Origin of the sequence: Collinsella aerofaciens, from assembly GCF_039758965.1 — a bacterium.
Classification (GTDB): domain Bacteria; phylum Actinomycetota; class Coriobacteriia; order Coriobacteriales; family Coriobacteriaceae; genus Collinsella; species Collinsella aerofaciens_BR.
In genome coordinates this window covers 130644-146075 of sequence record NZ_JBDMSL010000001.1, presented here as the reverse complement: position 1 = coordinate 146075, position 15432 = coordinate 130644, and the positions used below count along the sequence as shown (strand labels likewise).

The following is a 15432-nucleotide window of genomic DNA, read 5'->3' as shown; positions in this document are numbered from 1 at the left end:
TGACTCGCACGGAGAGCACATTAAGTGCTCTCCGTGCGAGTCAGGACTGTCCGAGCAGGCGACCTTATATATTTGCCCTCCCCGGGGCTCCCGCACAACGGGACCTCGGTTGAGTTCTATCCCTTTGGCAGTCGCTTCGCTTCTGCCCTACTTTGCTGGTATGGCGGTTTGGCGTTGGATCGGTTCTTTCTGATATATGCTGGTTGCGGCTCTTCTTTTTGGGGGAGTCGCTTTTTTGTTGCTAGGAGGTTGGCCCGTGGTTGATGGGGAGAATCGTTCTGAGCTGCTTTCCACAGATTGGAACCAGGAGTGGATGCAGATGCAGGCCGCTCGGCGGCGAGCTGATGATTCTTTTGAGTGGGATAAGCGGGCTCGGCATTTTCGGCCGCTTGAGACTGCCCCATATGCTCGGGATTTTATGAAATTGCTGGCCCTTGAGCCCGACGAGTCGGTGCTCGATATGGGGTGCGGAGCTGGGTCGATTGCTATTCCGCTTGCTCAGGCTGGGCATCCTGTGATTGCGGCTGATTTCTCCCCTGCCATGTTGGGCACGCTTGATGCCGGCATTGAGTACTATGGGCTCGATGATCGCATTACACCGCTTGAGCTTGCTTGGGATGATGATTGGGATTTGGTTGGACCGGTCGCGAAAGCGGTGGATGTTGCCTTTGCCAGTCGCTCTGTCACCACGACCAACCTAAAAGGCGCACTTGTCAAGCTTGACCGTACGGCTCGTCGGCGTTGCGCTGTCACGATGGTCGCCAACTCCAGCCCGCGCTATGATCTGCACTTGATGAACGCCATCGGCGCCTCGGTTACCTGCAGTAATGGCTTTGTGTATGCTTTTAATATCCTCATTCAGATGGGTGCGTTGCCGCAGGTTACATACTTTGAATCGCCTCGTCGCGATACCTTCGACAGCCTTGAAGCGGGCGTGGCAGACTTTTCCCGCATGCTTGAGCATGGCAACGAGGATAAGGTCGACCGTCTGCGCGACTACATCGCTCAACACATGATTGAGAACCCCCATGCCGGTGAGCCGGGCTCCAAGGGTGTGCCGCAGGGACGCTATATGCTCGACCACGTCCGCAAGGTCCGTTGGGCGTTTATTGCATGGGAGCCGGTCTCTGCGCCCAGCTCATAGCCTGTTCGCAGCCCGCACTGCCCACTCACTCGGCATCCGCATTCTTTTTGAACTGGGCAAACGCGCTCCACACCGCACCGTTCCTGCGCTATCGTGGGACAGCTCACGTAAATTAAGGCCCCGTCGCGGGGCGCCCCATACATAGAAAGCGAGAACCCATGGCACTGACAGGAGCACAGGTCAAGCAGCTTCGCAGCATGGCCCATCACCTCAACCCCGCCATCATCATCGGTAAGTCCGATGTCAACGAGGGCACCGTCGAGCAGACGGTCGCCTACCTGGAGAAGCACGAGCTCGTTAAGTGCTCCGTGCTCGATGGCTCCAGCCTTTCCGCCCGCGAGGCCGCCGAGGAGCTCGCCGAGCGTTGCCACGCCGAGGTCGTCCAGGTCATCGGCCGCAAGTTCTCACTGTATCGCGAGTCCTCGCGCAAGGACATCGAGAAGATCAAGCTCGTCTAAGAGCCAATGATCCGGCGATCCAACACATAGCAAGCTTACGGGTGCCCAAGTACTTCGGGCGCCCGTTTTTTATCGCTCGACCAGCATGCGATTGAGCCGCCCCTCCACCAAGCGCTCGTATAGACGCCGCGTCTCGGGCTCGGGCACGCCATTGACCTGCTCCCTCAGGTGGTGCATATGCCCGCTGTACAGCTCGACGATATCGCGCCGCCGCCCCGCCGCACTGTAGACGCGCATGGCGCAGCGCACCATATCCTCACGCGCCGTTTCCTGTCGAAGCCCCGACTCCGCCAGCCAAATCGCCGACTGCAGATCGTTTTCTTCTAGAGCGGCATTTGCTCCCTTAATCATGCAATCGATGTACTTTGACTGCATAATGCGCCGCATGCGCAAAAAGTAGGTGGGATTACAGCCATTGGGAACATACAGCGGTCCGGCATAAAGCTGCTCAATCTTAAGGCACAGCTCAACTAAATGGGGCCCGCGCGCACCCGTGCGATTTCCCAAAACCTCGCGGCTTATCTGGTCAAACAGCCGTACATCGGTCTTGACGTAGTCGCCGTTGAGCCCAATGCATTCATTTTGGATGAGCACGCACGACTTGCCATCCGGCGTCGGTCCCAAAGCCGACCGCAAGCGCGATATCGTCGAGTACAGGTTGTTGCGGGCGCTATTAAACTCGGCATGGGGCCACAGCTCCATGGCCAGCGTCTCACGATCGACGAGCGCATCCATGCCCAGCGCAAGCCGCTCGGCAAGCGTCGCCGCCTTCTTGCGGCGCCACATTTTGTCCGTGATGGGAAACCCATCGCGCTCGGCGCGAAACGCACCAAACATGCGAATCTCGATATGGTCGATGGTATCAACGGCTTCAACCTCGCCGGCCTGGAACAGGCGCTCGCCCTCCCCTTCCAAATCGTCGCGCAGCGAGTACCGCGACAGCTCGCGCACGGGAAGCTTCTTGCGTATCCTGCCCGCCGGCTCGCCCAGACAATGCATGGCAAGGCGCGCAAAGAGCCGATACGATGGCTCTAGAATCCCCGCACGATTCATGGACATCCAGGCCGCAAGATCGCTGTCTCGGCCCGCACAGGCCAAATGCAGCGCCACCATCCAGGCCTCCGCTCCACCAACCTGCGTCTGGCTTATATCGAGCAACTCCGCTTCCTCGCGCACCGAAACCATCGAGGTGTTACGCAGATATGCCGCGCGCTCCAGCAGCAATGCGTTATCGCGCATGTACGCAATCGACTCCTCGGCAAGTTTGAGCACTTGGACCGCACGGAACTTCGCATTAACCGGCCGTCCCTCTGCCAGCGACTGCCAGCCTTCTAGCAACAGCCCAAACAGCTGAATCTGGTTGTCGCGCATGCGCACGGCAAAACGATCGAGCTCGTTGAACGCCGCGTCGTCGGTTACCGGCAAGCCGGAAAGGAGCCGCCGTGCCGCCAACACCATGCGCACCCAGATAGCCATCGCCTTAAGCCCACGTACGTCGAGCGCCTCCCGCACCACCGTCATCTCGTCGTCGCGCTCGTCGGTTCCCGCAAACGACCCGTCAAAGAGCTCCACCAGCATGCTATCGGCCCGTATAACAATCCCCGCGATGTCGAGCTCGCAGTCGTAGGCCTTGCTCGTTTTGAGCTGCTGTAGAACGCCGCCGTCATCTCCCCGCTCGGTCAGGCACCGCTTGACCTCGATATGCGCAGACAACATATCAAGTGCGGTATGGGATGTCTCGATTTCTGGCACGGCCAGGTTCGTAGGAAGCCCAAGCCCGTTATCCCCATAGCAAACAGCCGTCAGCGTCTGGGCCACCCTCCATGAAACAGGGTCTATTTCGCAGGCCGCCCGTTCGCCCCCGCGCTCGATGACCGATGCCATATAGCGAGCGAGCTTTGTATTGGACACGCTGACCGCTGCCAGATATACGCCAAGCGCTTCGGCAGGCGTTGGCTCTGGAGCCGGATCGTCGGCATCGATCGTGCCCAGCGCCGCTCGGCAGATATCGGCCCCGTGCCCCGTCAGAGCCAGATCGACCCCATACTGCCCAGCAAGTTCAAGGACCGCTTCACGGTCCAAAAAGGCGTCCGCCAGGCCCATCGCCGCATCGCATCGGCCCGCCTTAAGCAAAATCCGGGCCGCCCTCGGAACAAGTTCGGGGCGAACCTCGGCCACCAACTTACGCAAGCGCAAGCGTCCGTTATCCTCCGTGCCCAGACACGTAAAACTCCGCTCGGCGGGATCCAAGCCAAAGATCGGGTAGTCGCGTACAAAATAGGACTGGTCGACCATCGACAGCCTCATCCCGCAAGCCTCGAGTTCTGCGATATTGCCCTCGCCCATCAAAACCATGAGACATGCCACGCAAAACAGCGCATTATTGTCGAGCGAAGCCAGATCGGCAAGTGCCGCGCCATATACGTTGACAATCTCGTTTTCGAGCAGGCCGGCTACGTCGCCTTGGCCATACAGACCCGTCTGCAATGCCGAAACGAGCTCGGGCACGCCCTGCGTGAGCTGATAAAAGTCGAGCGATGTGCTGATCGAAAACGCCGATGCCCACGCCGAATACTCATAGGCATGCACCTTGAGCATCTGCGCATTGATCTTAAGCGAATCGCCCAGCCCATGAATCAGCTGACGATTTGAAGGACGGCAGGAGATAAAGACCCCTATCCCCATAGCGCGCAGGCCGCGAATCCTGTCGATAAGGTCTTCGGTATCGTGCTGATCGAGGTTTGGCACATTATCAATCGCGATAAGGGAATGCGGTTTGTCTTTGAGTTCTTCGGTAACCACCTCGAGCTGCATAAACACCTCGCGCCCAGTGGCGCGATCGGCCTCGATAATCCGCACGGGGCCTCGCGTCGGGTCGCATTTAACCTCATGGGTGTACTGCAGCAGCACCGAGGTCTTCCCAAACCCGTCGGGCGCATAAAGAACCACGATGCCGGCCTTTCGGCCCTTGGCGATAAGCTCATTCATCAAGCGTTCGCGTCGCACCATATAGCCTCCGCCCAGCGGCATCAGCTCGAGGTCGTCTATACCGCTCAAATCGTTTACCATGCCCGCTCCTCAACTCGACCGTATGGACACTGTAGCCGCAAGACCATACAAGCCGCGCTATGAATAGAGCGACCTTGTGTTTTAGGTTGTCTTTTGGTACGAAAGCGGCAAGTTTTTGTACAGCGAGGGCCGATTGTTATTAATCCCCTGACTAATCGGTCTTTAAGCAGGTAAATGAGCTTGTCAGCTTGTCCCATCTAAGCGGCAGTGTAACGCAAATGAACAAGGTTCAGCCATGTCATTCAACTCGCCTAGCACCCGCTACCGTCTACGACCTTCTAGTGGCATTTTTGCATAGAATCTGGTATAGAATGAATCAAACTGTTGGGCATCCGGCATTCGTCAAGCTTGCGCCGAGATTTTGGTCAAGCGGGCGGAAAAGGATAGCAAAAAGGCCCCCGCAAAGCGGAGGCCTTAGGCAAGGCTATGTCGAGCTGCAGGATTCGCGCTACTCGCAGAGCGAAAGGGCGGCCTCGTCGGCAACGACAACGCAGTTGGTGTGCAGCTGCAGGATCGAAGCCGGGCACTCGGGCGTAACCGGACCATAGCACATATCGTGCACGGCCTGAGCCTTGGCCTCGCCGTTGGCGACGACCAGGATCATGCGGGCATACATGATGGTCTGGGTACCCATGGTGTAGGCCTGACGGGGAACATCGTCGATGCTGTCGAACAGGCGGCTGTTGGCCTGAATGGTGCTCTCGGTGAGGTCGACGCAGTGCGTGCCCTTGGAGAAGTGGTCATCGGGCTCGTTGAAGCCGATGTGGCCGTTGTTGCCAATGCCGAGCAGCTGGAGATCCGGGTAACCGGCGGCGGCGACGATCTTGTCGTACTCAGAGCAGGCAGCGGCGGCGTCGGGGTTGGAACCATCGGGCACATGCGTGTTGTTCAGGTCGATGTTGATGTGATCGAAGAAGTTCTCGCGCATGAAGTAGTGATAGCTCTGGGGATCGTCGTGCGAAAGGCCACGATACTCGTCCAAGTTGTAGGTGCTGACCTCGGCAAAGTCGACGTCGCCCTTCTCGTACCAAGCAGCGAGCTGCTTGTAGGCACCGATCGGGGTGGAGCCGGTGGCAAGGCCCAGCACACAGTCGGGCTTGAGGATAACCTGCGCCGAGATGATATTGGCGGCCTTGCGGCTCATATCCTCGTAGTCTTTAGCTTTAATGATCTTCATTACGCGTCCTTTCTCGTACAAGAGAGGCAAGGCTCCCTTACAAGCACTTGCCCGCGGCCCGCGTCGGCCGCAACCAACGTGTGCGGCCACCAGGGCGAGGTCGCGTAATGTATGTGTCTCGTGTCTAACCGCGTCGAGGCCCCTGCCCGTCCACGGTGACCCAAAGCCTTTTAGCTTCGGACAAATCCCATCTTGCCACGGAGGGCGTCCTCTTTCAAGGGCGCCCTCCGTAAACGTGTTTGAATTGTAGGCTAATGGCCACGTGCACTTGCTAGCGCTCGCGAGCAACGATGAGCTGGTCCATCTCTTCGACATGCACGCCAACGGAGCCCTTGATGCTCGAGAACTCAACGGAGTTGCACACCAAGATGGGAACCGTCACATCGTAGCCCTCGGCAGCAATTGCCTCGCGATCGAACTCAATGAGTACATCGCCCTTATGGACGATGTCACCCACTTGCGCATGTACGGTAAAGTGCTTGCCCTCGAGCTGAACAGTGTCCAAACCAACGTGGATGAGCACGTCCAAGCCATCGACCGTGTTAAGCGCAACGGCATGTCCCGTGGGAAAAATAGCCTCGACCTTGGCATCAGCCGGTGCAATCACACGCGTTCCGGTGGGCTGAATCGCCACGCCCTGGCCCAAAAGGCCGGTAGCAAACGTCTGATCGTTTACCTCGGAGAGCGGAATGACGTCGCCCGAGATGGGAGCATCCAGCGTAAGGACTCGACCACGCATACCAAAAGACCTTAGGACTTTAGTGAACATGCTCCCCCTCGGACATACCAATCAACCAAAATAACCTTATCAGTTTACCACTTGGCAACGGTTTTTGACCATTAGGGAAGTTCGCGCTTGACAACCTCGACGATGTCGTCGACAACGCGCTGGGTCAGCTCGTGCGTCTCGGCCTCGGCCATCACGCGGACCAGCGGCTCGGTACCGCTCGGGCGCACCAGAATGCGGCCGCGGCCGTCAAGCTCCTTCTCGGCAGCAGCGACGGCATCCCAGATGGGCTGGCAATCGTCCAGACCAGCCTTGTTATCGGAATGCACGTTGACGAGTACCTGCGGGTACTTCTTCATGATGCCGGCAAGATCGGTGAGGGTACGACCGGTGCGCTTGAGCACGGCCAGAAGCTGCAGAGCCGTCACCAGGCCGTCACCGGTGGTGTTGTGCTCCAGGAAGATGATGTGGCCGGACTGTTCGCCGCCGATGACGGCGCCGTCCGCGAGCATGCGCTCCAGAACGTAGCGGTCGCCCACGGCGGTCTGAACCATCTCGAAGCCCTGCTCCTTCATAGCGATGGAGAAGCCCAGGTTGCACATAACGGTCGAGACGATCTCGGAGTTGGCGAGCTTGCCGCGAGCAGCAAGGTCAGAGCCGCAGATGGCTAGGATGTAGTCGCCATCGATCTCGTTGCCCTCGCTGTCCACGAACAGTACGCGGTCGGCGTCGCCGTCGTGGGCCAGACCGATATCAGCATGGGTGCGCAGCACGAGCTCGCGCAGGGGCTCGAGGTGCGTAGAGCCGCACTCGACATTGATGTCGGTGCCGCAGTAATCGGTGTTGATGGCATGGACCGTGGCACCCAGGCGCTGCAGCGCGGCGGGCGTGGTCTGGCAGGAAGCACCGTGACCGCAGTCGACGGCAACGACCAGGCCATCGAGCCTCAGGCCATCAAGCGTATCGATGGCGTGGTCGACGTATGCCTTGCGGGCGTCCTTCATCTTGATGATGTGGCCCACGCCGGCACCGGTCGGCAGCGTGTCGGCAGCCATGGCTTCCTCGGACATGACCCAGGCGCTGATCTCTTCCTCGACAGCATCGGGAAGCTTCATACCCTTGCGGCTAAAGAACTTGATGCCGTTGAACTCCGGCGGATTGTGCGAAGCGGAGATGACGATGCCGCCATCGAGCTCGTTTTGAACAGTGAGCAGTGCCACGGCGGGCGTGGGGATAACGCCGCAGCAATGCGGGCGGCCGCCCTCGGCCATAATGCCGGCGGTCAGAGCACTCTCGAGCATGGTGCCCGAAAGGCGCGTGTCACGGCCGATGCAGATATCCGGACCAAGGAACTTGGTCGCCGCGCGGCCCAGGCGAAACGCGAGGTCGCACGAGAGATCGGCATTGGCGACGCCACGGACGCCGTCGGTACCGAAGATGTTCTGGGGCATAGGATCGCTCCTTCCCTAGCAGGCGATATGCAACCGCCCACCCTAGTCGAAAAAGAAAAGCGGGACCCGCCGAGGAATCGGCAGGCCCCGCTTGTACATTGTATCTCGAAAGGAGATAAAACCTTAGCGCTTGGAGAACTGGGGAGCGCGGCGGGCCTTCTTGAGGCCGTACTTCTTGCGCTCGACCACGCGAGCATCGCGCGTAAGGAAACCGGCCTTCTTGAGGTCAGCACGGTAGTCGCCAGCGTTCAGAAGAGCGCGAGCGATGCCCAGGCGCAGAGCGCCGGACTGACCGGAGATGCCGCCGCCATCGCACAGAGCGATAACGTCGAACTGACCGGCGGTGTCGGTCACCTTGAAGGGAGCAAGGGCGTTCTCAACGAGCTGATGACGGCCGAAATACTGCTCGGCGTCACGCTTGTTGATGGTCACCTTGCCGGTGCCGGGGACGAGACGGACGCGGGCGACGGCGTTCTTACGACGGCCGGTACCCTGGTAGACAACGGTGTTCTCAGCCATCTTTAAGCCTCCAGCTCAATCTTCGTGGGGTTCTGGGCAGCATGCGGATGCTCGGCACCAGCGTAGACCTTAAGCTTGGTCATCTGGGCACGGCCGAGGGTGGTCTTGGGCAGCATACCGCGAACGGCGCGCTCGATGACCTTCTCCGGGTGCTTCTCCATAGCCTGGCGGAAGCTCTCAGCCTTGAGGCCGCCGTTGTAGCCGCTGTGGCGATAATAGGTCTTCGTGTCGGCCTTGTTACCGGTAAGCTGGACCTTATCGGCGTTGATGACGACAACGAAGTCGCCGCAGTCGCTGTTGGGCGTGAACTGGGGCTTGTTCTTACCGCGCAGGATCATTGCGATCTGGGTGGCAAGACGGCCCAGGACAGCACCATCGGCGTCGACGAGAACCCAGTTGCGCTGGACCTCGCCCTGCTTGGCGTAGTGAGTCGATTTCGAAATCACTTAGACTCCTCCATGTACAGTACGTGTTGTTACAGAGATTCACGGGGCTCTGCAAGTAACCCGTCCATATTACCCCGCTCGCCGTACGAGTCAACAGGTATTTTGGCTCCGACCAGAGTTTCTGCACATGTCATCCACGAGCCGTGATTTTTCCAGCTCTTTAGCTGTTGTCATTTTTTTGAGGGTTCGCCGTCGTTAGCGCTCAACGAACTCTTGGATTTCCGCGAGCAGGCGCTTTGCCTCCTGACGGCCCTGGATATACAGGTCCAAAAGCTTTGCCGAATCGTGCTCGACATGGCCGACCTCGACCGGCTTTTGCGGAGCGACGACCAACGCACGGCCCTCGCGCTCATACTTCCACAGGTGCATGCGCTGAATGTTGTAGCGGTCGTGGCGCGTCTCGATAGCCTCGAGCAGATAGGGGTAGTCGGCATAACGCGCACGCGCGGCCGGCAAAAACTCGTAGGGCTTTTTCTCATACGAGCGGTCCTGCGTGACAATGACAACCGCGCGATCGAAGCCCGCCTCTTCGAGCACATGCTCGATAGGAACCGAATCGGCTACGCCGCCGTCGACGTATTTGTGCCCGTCAATCTCGACCGGCGGCGTCACCAGCGGCAACGAGGTCGATGCGCGCACGGCGTCGAGGTCGAGCACGGCGCTTTTGACCGGGAGGTACGTGGCGGTTCCAAAGAGCATGTCCGTCGCGACGGCGTACATCTCGATGGGGCTGGCGTCGAACGTCTCGTTGTCAAAGGGATCCAGGCGGTCCTGGACATCGTTGAAGATAAAGTCGTAGCCGACGATAGAGCCCGTAGCCGCAAACGACGCGGCGCCCATGAAGCGGTTGTCGTTGCAGAAAGCCAGGTTGATGCGGTTGGCACGGCCGATCTGGTGCGACTTGTAGTTCACGCCGTTGAGGGCGCCGGCCGATACGCCATATACCGCCGGAATCTCGACGCCGGCCTCCATGAGAACGTCGAGCACGCCCGCGGTAAACTGCCCGCGAAAACTGCCACCCTCCAAGACGAGCGCGACCTTGCCGGCGTTCTTTGCCTTATCTTCTGCAGTCATATTGACCTCCTGCGATTGCGTTTTGGCCTTCTTCTACCCAGTTTTGGGATGGAGAGCGCATGGGTTTTGGAGTTGAGGAGGGCGGGGCGGTCGGCGGGAAAGCGTGTCCCGTTCTCAGAGCAAATTCCGGGTCGCATTTTCCGCTGAGCCCGCCATCAGGAAAATGAGTCCCATTTCGAGCTTAGATTCCGGGACGCGCTTTCCGCTTGAGCTGCCATTGGGAAAGCATGTCCCACTCTACGGCGGAATTCCGGGTCGCAGTTTCCGCTTGAGGCGCCATCCGGAAACCACGTCCCAGTCTGAGCGCGGATTCCGGGATGCGCTTTTCGCCTGGGCCGCCATTGGGAAAGCGCGTCCCACCTGCGCTGCTGCGACGTTTTCTTTACGCCCGCGCACTGCATAGAGTTCGATTCTCCGCGGGTAGAGATGACGTTGGCGCGGGGGCATTGTCGGCTGTCATCCGATCGACATCGCATCTGTTTTGGGCTGAGGCATTGCGCGGAGAATCCGCGTGTTCGCTTCGCGAACCCGCACCGGCTTCGGCCGCCTGCCGGCGCCCTCGCCCGCGGGCTAAAAACGCTCACGCGTTTTCTTTACGCCCGCGCCCTGCATAGAGTTCGATTCTCCGCGGTACGGACTAGAAATAAAAAGGCAGGTAGATATAAATATCTACCTGCCTGTTACTTATGGTGGAGCTGGCGTTCATTCGGTCGAACACCTCGCCACCTGGGCCTATAGCGCCAGGCAGCGACGGATTATCGCCCAAGCCGGCAGAATCGTCAAACGTGAACGCCACGCGCAGGCCGTCGTCATCGTCGGGGCCGCCCAGCACCACGCGCGCCACGAACGTGCGCAGAAGCTGCGCGTCGTCCACCTCGGCGGCGGCCATGCCCTCAAGCCAGAACAGCGCGCGGTCGTAGTCAAGGCGGGCGGCCTCAAGGGCCTCGGCCGTGCGCAGCTCGTCTTTGAGGAGCGCCTGCCGCTGCTTCAGCGCGTCTATGCGCTCCTTGCCGCCCGGCGGCGCGATGCCCGACTCGATGGCCGCCCATATGTTGGAGAACGCCGTCTCGATCTTGGCCAGCTCGCCCTTTATGGTCTCGCTCAAGGGCTTCTCGTCGGCGCGCTCCTCCTCGGCGTCGGCCAGCATGCGAGCGATGCGCTCGCGGCTGTCGGCGCTGCCCAGGGCCTCGCGCACGGCGGCGGCCACGCGCTTCTCCACGACATCGCGGCGCACGGTGCGCCCGCAGCTGCGGCAGCGGTAGTAGTGATAGGGCCTGCCCGACTTGCCCGTGCCGCTGGTGCCGGTCATCAGCCCGCCGTCGCGCCCGTCGTAGAGCTTGCCAGTGAGCGGGAAGTCCCACGCTTCGGTCTTGGCGCGGGGCCTGTGCGAGTCCTCAAGCATCCGTATCACCCTCTCCTCGTCATCCATGGGAACGATGGCGGGCATGCCGCCGGGCACGACCACGCCCGCGTAGCGGTACTCCCCGCCGTTCTCCCGCCGCATAAGTATGCGGCGCACCGTCTGGAAGCGCCACTTGCCGCCGCGCTTGGTGCGGTACGGCTCCCAGGCGCGCACCACGTCGGCCACCGACTTGCCCGACAAGACCATGCGCACGCCCAGGCGGATGGCGGCGGCCTCCTCCTCGTTGACCACGTAGCGCCCGTCCACTATGTCCCAGCCGTAGCGCACGCAGCCGTTGGCCATGCACCGCTCGGCGTTCTTCTGTATGCCGTCGCGTATGCGCTCGCCGTCGAGCGCGCTCTCGTACTCCGCCAGCACCTCCAGCATGCCCAGCTGCAGCACGCCCGCCGAGCCGTCCGAAATGTCCTCGCCCGCGTACAGTATCTCGACGCGGCAGCGGCGCAGCATGATGCGCGCCATGGCCATCTCGTCGCGGTTGCGCATGATTCGGGTAACTTTATATATGACCACGAAATCGAACAGCCCTCGCTTGGCGTCGGCCATCATGCGCTGGAACTCGGCGCGGTCGGTGTTGGTGCCCGTCTGCGCGAAGTCGCAGTACGTGGCCACCACGCGCAGGTCGTTCTCGGCGCAGTAGGCGCGGGACTTCTCCACCTGTATCTCTATGGACTCGCCGCGCTGGTTGTGGCTCGAGAAGCGGGCGTATATCGCCGCGCGCCCGCCCACGGCTACTCCATCTCGTCGGCGGCCTGGAACCACACCACCGTGCCGATCACGCGCACGGGTCCGTCGTCCATGCCGAAGATCATGTCCTCGTAGTCCTCGAAGCTATCCGCCGACAGCATCAGCTTGGTGCTGCCCTTGTACCAGCGGCGCATGACCGCGCGGTAGTCCTCGGTCTCCACCACGGCGATGGACCCGTTGGCGGGCTGGCGGTCGGGGTCGACCAGCACGTGGCTGCCCTCGGGTATGACGCGGTTCATGCAGTCGCCCTCGACCTCCAGGGCGAAAGCGCGCGGGTGCCCGGCGCATACGGAGGCCGGCACCTCCACGCGGTGCGCGACCTCCTCCTCGTCGGCGAGCGAGCCGGCGTGCACCCGGCCAAGCGTGAGCAGCGGCACGGTTGCGCTGCTGGCCACCACGGGCATGGCACCGGCGGGCATATAGGGGCTGCCCTTGGGCTTTTTGGTCACGGGGTCAATCTGATCCATTCCGCCGTCTTCTATAAGGTGTGACTTACTAATCTGATAGCAGGCCGCCATGCGCTCAATAGCTCCCATACGGGGTTCGGAGCGGCCATTTTCCCACTGCGAAACGGCGTTACCTGTCACACCTGCAATCTCACCCAGTTCATCCTGGGTAACGTCGAAAATCTGCCGTAACTTCTTTATGTTGTCGGATATCGGCATCTTAACTCCTTCCAGGACTTAAATTTATTTTCAATTTTACCAAAATTAATCTTGACCGTGTTCTGAAGATTAATTACAGTTATGGACAGAAAGGAGGGAGTATGAAGTCACTCAAGCAGGCGCGCATGAGCAAGGGCGTAACCAAGAAGGCAATGGCTGAACATCTGGGCATTTCAGGACCTACATACGATGCTTATGAAGACCACCCCGACCGTATGCGCATCGAGACGGCTAAAAAGGCCGCCGACTTCTTGGGCTACAAACCCGAAGAAATTTTTTTCGCTTCAAACTGTAATTAGATTTACCTATCAGAAAAGGAGACGCACCATGACCACCAAGAGCCACCAGCCCGAGTTCGTCGCGGATATCGTCGGCAAAACGCTCGACCGCATCACCGACAAGCGCAAGTACGTGACGTTCTACTTCGAACCCGCTGAGAACGGCTGCATGGAGGAATCCAAGTGCAGCATGATCGACCGCATCGTCTCCACGTGGGGATTCGAAAGGAAGCGCGTCATTCCGCTAGAGGCCAGCATGAAGCAGCAGTTCGAACTCGGCGGCATGCAGTTCAACGTCTACGACTCCGTGCAGTTCAGCGTGAACGGCAAGGGCTGGAGCACCGACTTCAAGCGCATCGAGCGCGACAGCGCCTACGACGTGGAGGAGTAGGCCATGCTGAACGAGGTGACCGTACGGGGGGGGGTTCACCGCCCTCAACGTGAAGAGCGGCAAGTGCGTGCTGCAGTTTGAGCTGGACCCGAAATTCCGAGACTCCATCCCCAAGCTGGTGGAGTTCACGGGGCAGATGCTCAACATCCACGTGTACGACGACCAGGAGGTGATGTTCGTGGATAGGGACACCGGTGAGGTCGCCTACGAGGACGCCCCGCTGCTTCTGCCGGGCGTCGCGGGCGAATGACCCCGATACAGCGCGCCATGTGCGACGAGTGCGCCGCCATGATGCGCGAGTTCTACAAGGACCCAGAGAACGAGAGGAAGTTCCAGGAATGGAAAAGATCAAGGGAAGGAGGGTGCGCGTCGCAGCCGGCAAGCGAAAGACGCGCACCGCAACGGTTCACTTCCGAACCGAGACCAGTGTAACACCCGAGCAGCGCCGCGAGAGGCTGCAGGCCGTTTTCGCCGCCCTGTTCGTCTGCGCGTGCATCGCCGCCACATGGGCGCTGGGGGCAACGGTATGGCCGAGGTAGACGCCAAGGCCCAGGCCCTCGTGGCCAAGGCGTGCGGCTGGATTGCCTCGAACCCCGATACGTGGGCGAAGCTGCGCCGCATCTGCTACCGCCTGATGCTGGAGGGCCACGTCATCCAGCGCGACAACGTGTACACCCTGGCGTGCCAGAACGGCATGACCGTGAGCGAGGCCAGCGAGTTCAAGCGCGACCACAACCTGTGGAGCGTGCTGTCCCGCTACATGGTGCTGCAGCGCCCCTCCATGCTGGCCGCCGTGAGCTTCCGCCGCACGCCGGTGGACTCCGTGGACCTGGTGGGCACGTGGGAGGCCATCGTGGGTCCAGCCGTTTTCGCCGCCTCCACGCTAACCGAGGCGCAGGGCATCTACGACAGGGGCGCGCAATGAGGTGCACCGTCACGGTCGAGGGCCGAATGCCGAGCCTGAACGACTACATCAGCGCCGAGCGCGCCAACCGCTACAAGGCGGCGGCCATGAAGAAGCGCGAGACGGCGCGCGTGAGGGCGGCGGCCATGCAGCAGCGCGCGCCGCGCTTCGAGCGCCGGGTGACCGTGCGCACCACGTTCTACGAGCCCGACATGCGCCGCGACGCCGACAACGTGGGCTTCGCGCGCAAGTTCGTGCTCGACGGCCTGGTGGCGGCGGGCGTAATCAAGGACGACTCCCGCAAGTACGTGGAGCAGTGCCCCGACAGGGTGCTCACCGACAGGGCGCGCCCCCGCGTGGTCGTGGAGGTGAGCGACGAGTGACCCGCCGAGACAAGGGCAGGCCACACAGGGCGTGGCGCAAGGCCGACCTCGACCGCATAGCCGAGCTGGCGGGAAAGGTGCCCGCCCGCGAGATTCGCCGCGAGCTGCGGCTGTCCAAGAACCAGTTGGATAACGCGCGGCGCTTGATCAACGCCAGCGGCGGCCACGTGTCCCTGCGCTGCTACCGCCACCGCCTGGAGCTGTGCCCGTCGTGCGGGTGCCGCAGGGCGACCCTCGGCAAGGACGGCATCTGCGAACCGTGCAGACGCCAGCAGCAGCTTGAGGCCATAGAGGCCCGCATAGCCGAGCTGCTGCCGAGGCTGACCGCAGAGGAGCGCCGCACCTACGAGCGCACCGAGTGCGGCCGAGAGAGCCGCGCCGACCCCATGCCGCAGGCCCCGGACACCTCGGGCATGAGCCGCTACGCCGCCGACAAGGCAGTAGAGGCGCACGACGAGGCCATGGAGCGGTGGCTGTGCCGTTACCTGTACCGCAGGGTCAAGGCGGCGCAGAAGCGCAAGGAGCGCATAGAGAAAAAAGTTCCGAAATCCTGAAAAGTTTTTATCACTTTTAGTTTTC

The 15432-nt window shown here is 60.9% G+C and carries 18 protein-coding genes and 1 pseudogene; 9 read left to right on the top strand and 10 right to left on the bottom strand.

The annotated features are described in order from the left end of the window. Nucleotides 1-418 precede the first annotated feature (418 nt). On the top strand, nucleotides 419-1144 hold the full coding sequence (locus ABHU32_RS00705; protein WP_346978481.1) for a methyltransferase domain-containing protein: 726 nt from the start codon (nucleotides 419-421) through the stop codon (nucleotides 1142-1144). Between the two features lie 158 nt (nucleotides 1145-1302). Next, complete coding sequence (locus ABHU32_RS00700; RefSeq protein ID WP_006234690.1) at nucleotides 1303-1602, top strand: YhbY family RNA-binding protein; 300 nt, start codon at nucleotides 1303-1305, stop codon at nucleotides 1600-1602. A gap of 69 nt (nucleotides 1603-1671) precedes the next feature. Here ABHU32_RS00700 and ABHU32_RS00695 read toward each other — a convergent pair whose 3' ends face one another. The 10 genes and pseudogenes from ABHU32_RS00695 to ABHU32_RS00650 all read right to left on the bottom strand — a co-directional run. Beyond that, nucleotides 1672-4671, bottom strand: coding sequence for an AfsR/SARP family transcriptional regulator (locus ABHU32_RS00695; protein ID WP_346978479.1), 3000 nt, complete (start codon nucleotides 4669-4671; stop codon nucleotides 1672-1674). A gap of 448 nt (nucleotides 4672-5119) precedes the next feature. Further along, a complete protein-coding gene (gene nagB, locus ABHU32_RS00690) occupies nucleotides 5120-5848 on the bottom strand; it encodes a glucosamine-6-phosphate deaminase (RefSeq protein WP_117583336.1) in 729 nt (242 codons plus the stop codon). A gap of 271 nt (nucleotides 5849-6119) precedes the next feature. Next, nucleotides 6120-6617 carry a PTS sugar transporter subunit IIA gene (locus ABHU32_RS00685; RefSeq protein ID WP_022094632.1) on the bottom strand — a complete coding sequence of 166 codons (498 nt, stop codon included), beginning with the start codon at nucleotides 6615-6617 and terminating at the stop codon, nucleotides 6120-6122. Nucleotides 6618-6688: 71 nt separating this feature from the next. Next, nucleotides 6689-8026 carry a phosphoglucosamine mutase gene (gene glmM, locus ABHU32_RS00680; RefSeq protein WP_006234694.1) on the bottom strand — a complete coding sequence of 446 codons (1338 nt, stop codon included), beginning with the start codon at nucleotides 8024-8026 and terminating at the stop codon, nucleotides 6689-6691. Between the two features lie 123 nt (nucleotides 8027-8149). Further along, nucleotides 8150-8545, bottom strand: a complete 396-nt coding sequence (gene rpsI / locus ABHU32_RS00675; RefSeq protein ID WP_022094634.1) for a 30S ribosomal protein S9 — start codon at nucleotides 8543-8545, stop codon at nucleotides 8150-8152. Nucleotides 8546-8547: 2 nt separating this feature from the next. Continuing rightward, nucleotides 8548-8991 carry a 50S ribosomal protein L13 gene (rplM, locus tag ABHU32_RS00670; protein ID WP_022094635.1) on the bottom strand — a complete coding sequence of 148 codons (444 nt, stop codon included), beginning with the start codon at nucleotides 8989-8991 and terminating at the stop codon, nucleotides 8548-8550. 195 nt (nucleotides 8992-9186) lie between these two features. Beyond that, complete coding sequence (locus ABHU32_RS00665) at nucleotides 9187-10065, bottom strand: patatin-like phospholipase family protein (protein WP_346978477.1); 879 nt, start codon at nucleotides 10063-10065, stop codon at nucleotides 9187-9189. A 637-nt stretch (nucleotides 10066-10702) separates the two neighbouring features. After that, on the bottom strand, nucleotides 10703-12214 hold the full coding sequence (locus ABHU32_RS00660) for a recombinase family protein (protein WP_346978475.1): 1512 nt from the start codon (nucleotides 12212-12214) through the stop codon (nucleotides 10703-10705). 2 nt (nucleotides 12215-12216) lie between these two features. Next, the gene (locus ABHU32_RS00655) at nucleotides 12217-12699 is read right to left on the bottom strand and encodes a LexA family protein (protein ID WP_346978483.1); all 483 of its coding nucleotides are present in this window, start codon (nucleotides 12697-12699) and stop codon (nucleotides 12217-12219) included. Between the two features lie 36 nt (nucleotides 12700-12735). Further along, a pseudogene (locus ABHU32_RS00650) lies at nucleotides 12736-12897 on the bottom strand (helix-turn-helix domain-containing protein); the annotation flags it as partial. A gap of 101 nt (nucleotides 12898-12998) precedes the next feature. On the opposite strand from ABHU32_RS00650, the gene ABHU32_RS00645 reads away from it, so the two are divergent. From ABHU32_RS00645 to ABHU32_RS00615, 7 genes are all read left to right on the top strand, one after another. Further along, nucleotides 12999-13196, top strand: a complete 198-nt coding sequence (locus ABHU32_RS00645; protein WP_346978473.1) for a helix-turn-helix domain-containing protein — start codon at nucleotides 12999-13001, stop codon at nucleotides 13194-13196. A gap of 28 nt (nucleotides 13197-13224) precedes the next feature. Then, on the top strand, nucleotides 13225-13566 hold the full coding sequence (locus tag ABHU32_RS00640) for a hypothetical protein (protein ID WP_346978471.1): 342 nt from the start codon (nucleotides 13225-13227) through the stop codon (nucleotides 13564-13566). 49 nt (nucleotides 13567-13615) lie between these two features. Continuing rightward, nucleotides 13616-13816 carry a hypothetical protein gene (locus ABHU32_RS00635; protein ID WP_114513519.1) on the top strand — a complete coding sequence of 67 codons (201 nt, stop codon included), beginning with the start codon at nucleotides 13616-13618 and terminating at the stop codon, nucleotides 13814-13816. An 88-nt stretch (nucleotides 13817-13904) separates the two neighbouring features. After that, a complete protein-coding gene (locus tag ABHU32_RS00630; RefSeq protein WP_346978469.1) occupies nucleotides 13905-14105 on the top strand; it encodes a hypothetical protein in 201 nt (66 codons plus the stop codon). Then, nucleotides 14093-14491 (top strand): hypothetical protein, encoded by a 399-nt coding sequence (locus tag ABHU32_RS00625; protein ID WP_346978468.1) that lies wholly within the window; start codon nucleotides 14093-14095, stop codon nucleotides 14489-14491. Before ABHU32_RS00630 ends, ABHU32_RS00625 begins: the two co-directional genes overlap by 13 nt. Nucleotides 14492-14517: 26 nt before the next feature. Beyond that, nucleotides 14518-14853 carry a RusA family crossover junction endodeoxyribonuclease gene (locus ABHU32_RS00620; RefSeq protein ID WP_187364964.1) on the top strand — a complete coding sequence of 112 codons (336 nt, stop codon included), beginning with the start codon at nucleotides 14518-14520 and terminating at the stop codon, nucleotides 14851-14853. Further along, on the top strand, nucleotides 14850-15407 hold the full coding sequence (locus ABHU32_RS00615; protein WP_346978467.1) for a hypothetical protein: 558 nt from the start codon (nucleotides 14850-14852) through the stop codon (nucleotides 15405-15407). Before ABHU32_RS00620 ends, ABHU32_RS00615 begins: the two co-directional genes overlap by 4 nt. Nucleotides 15408-15432: the final 25 nt, after the last annotated feature.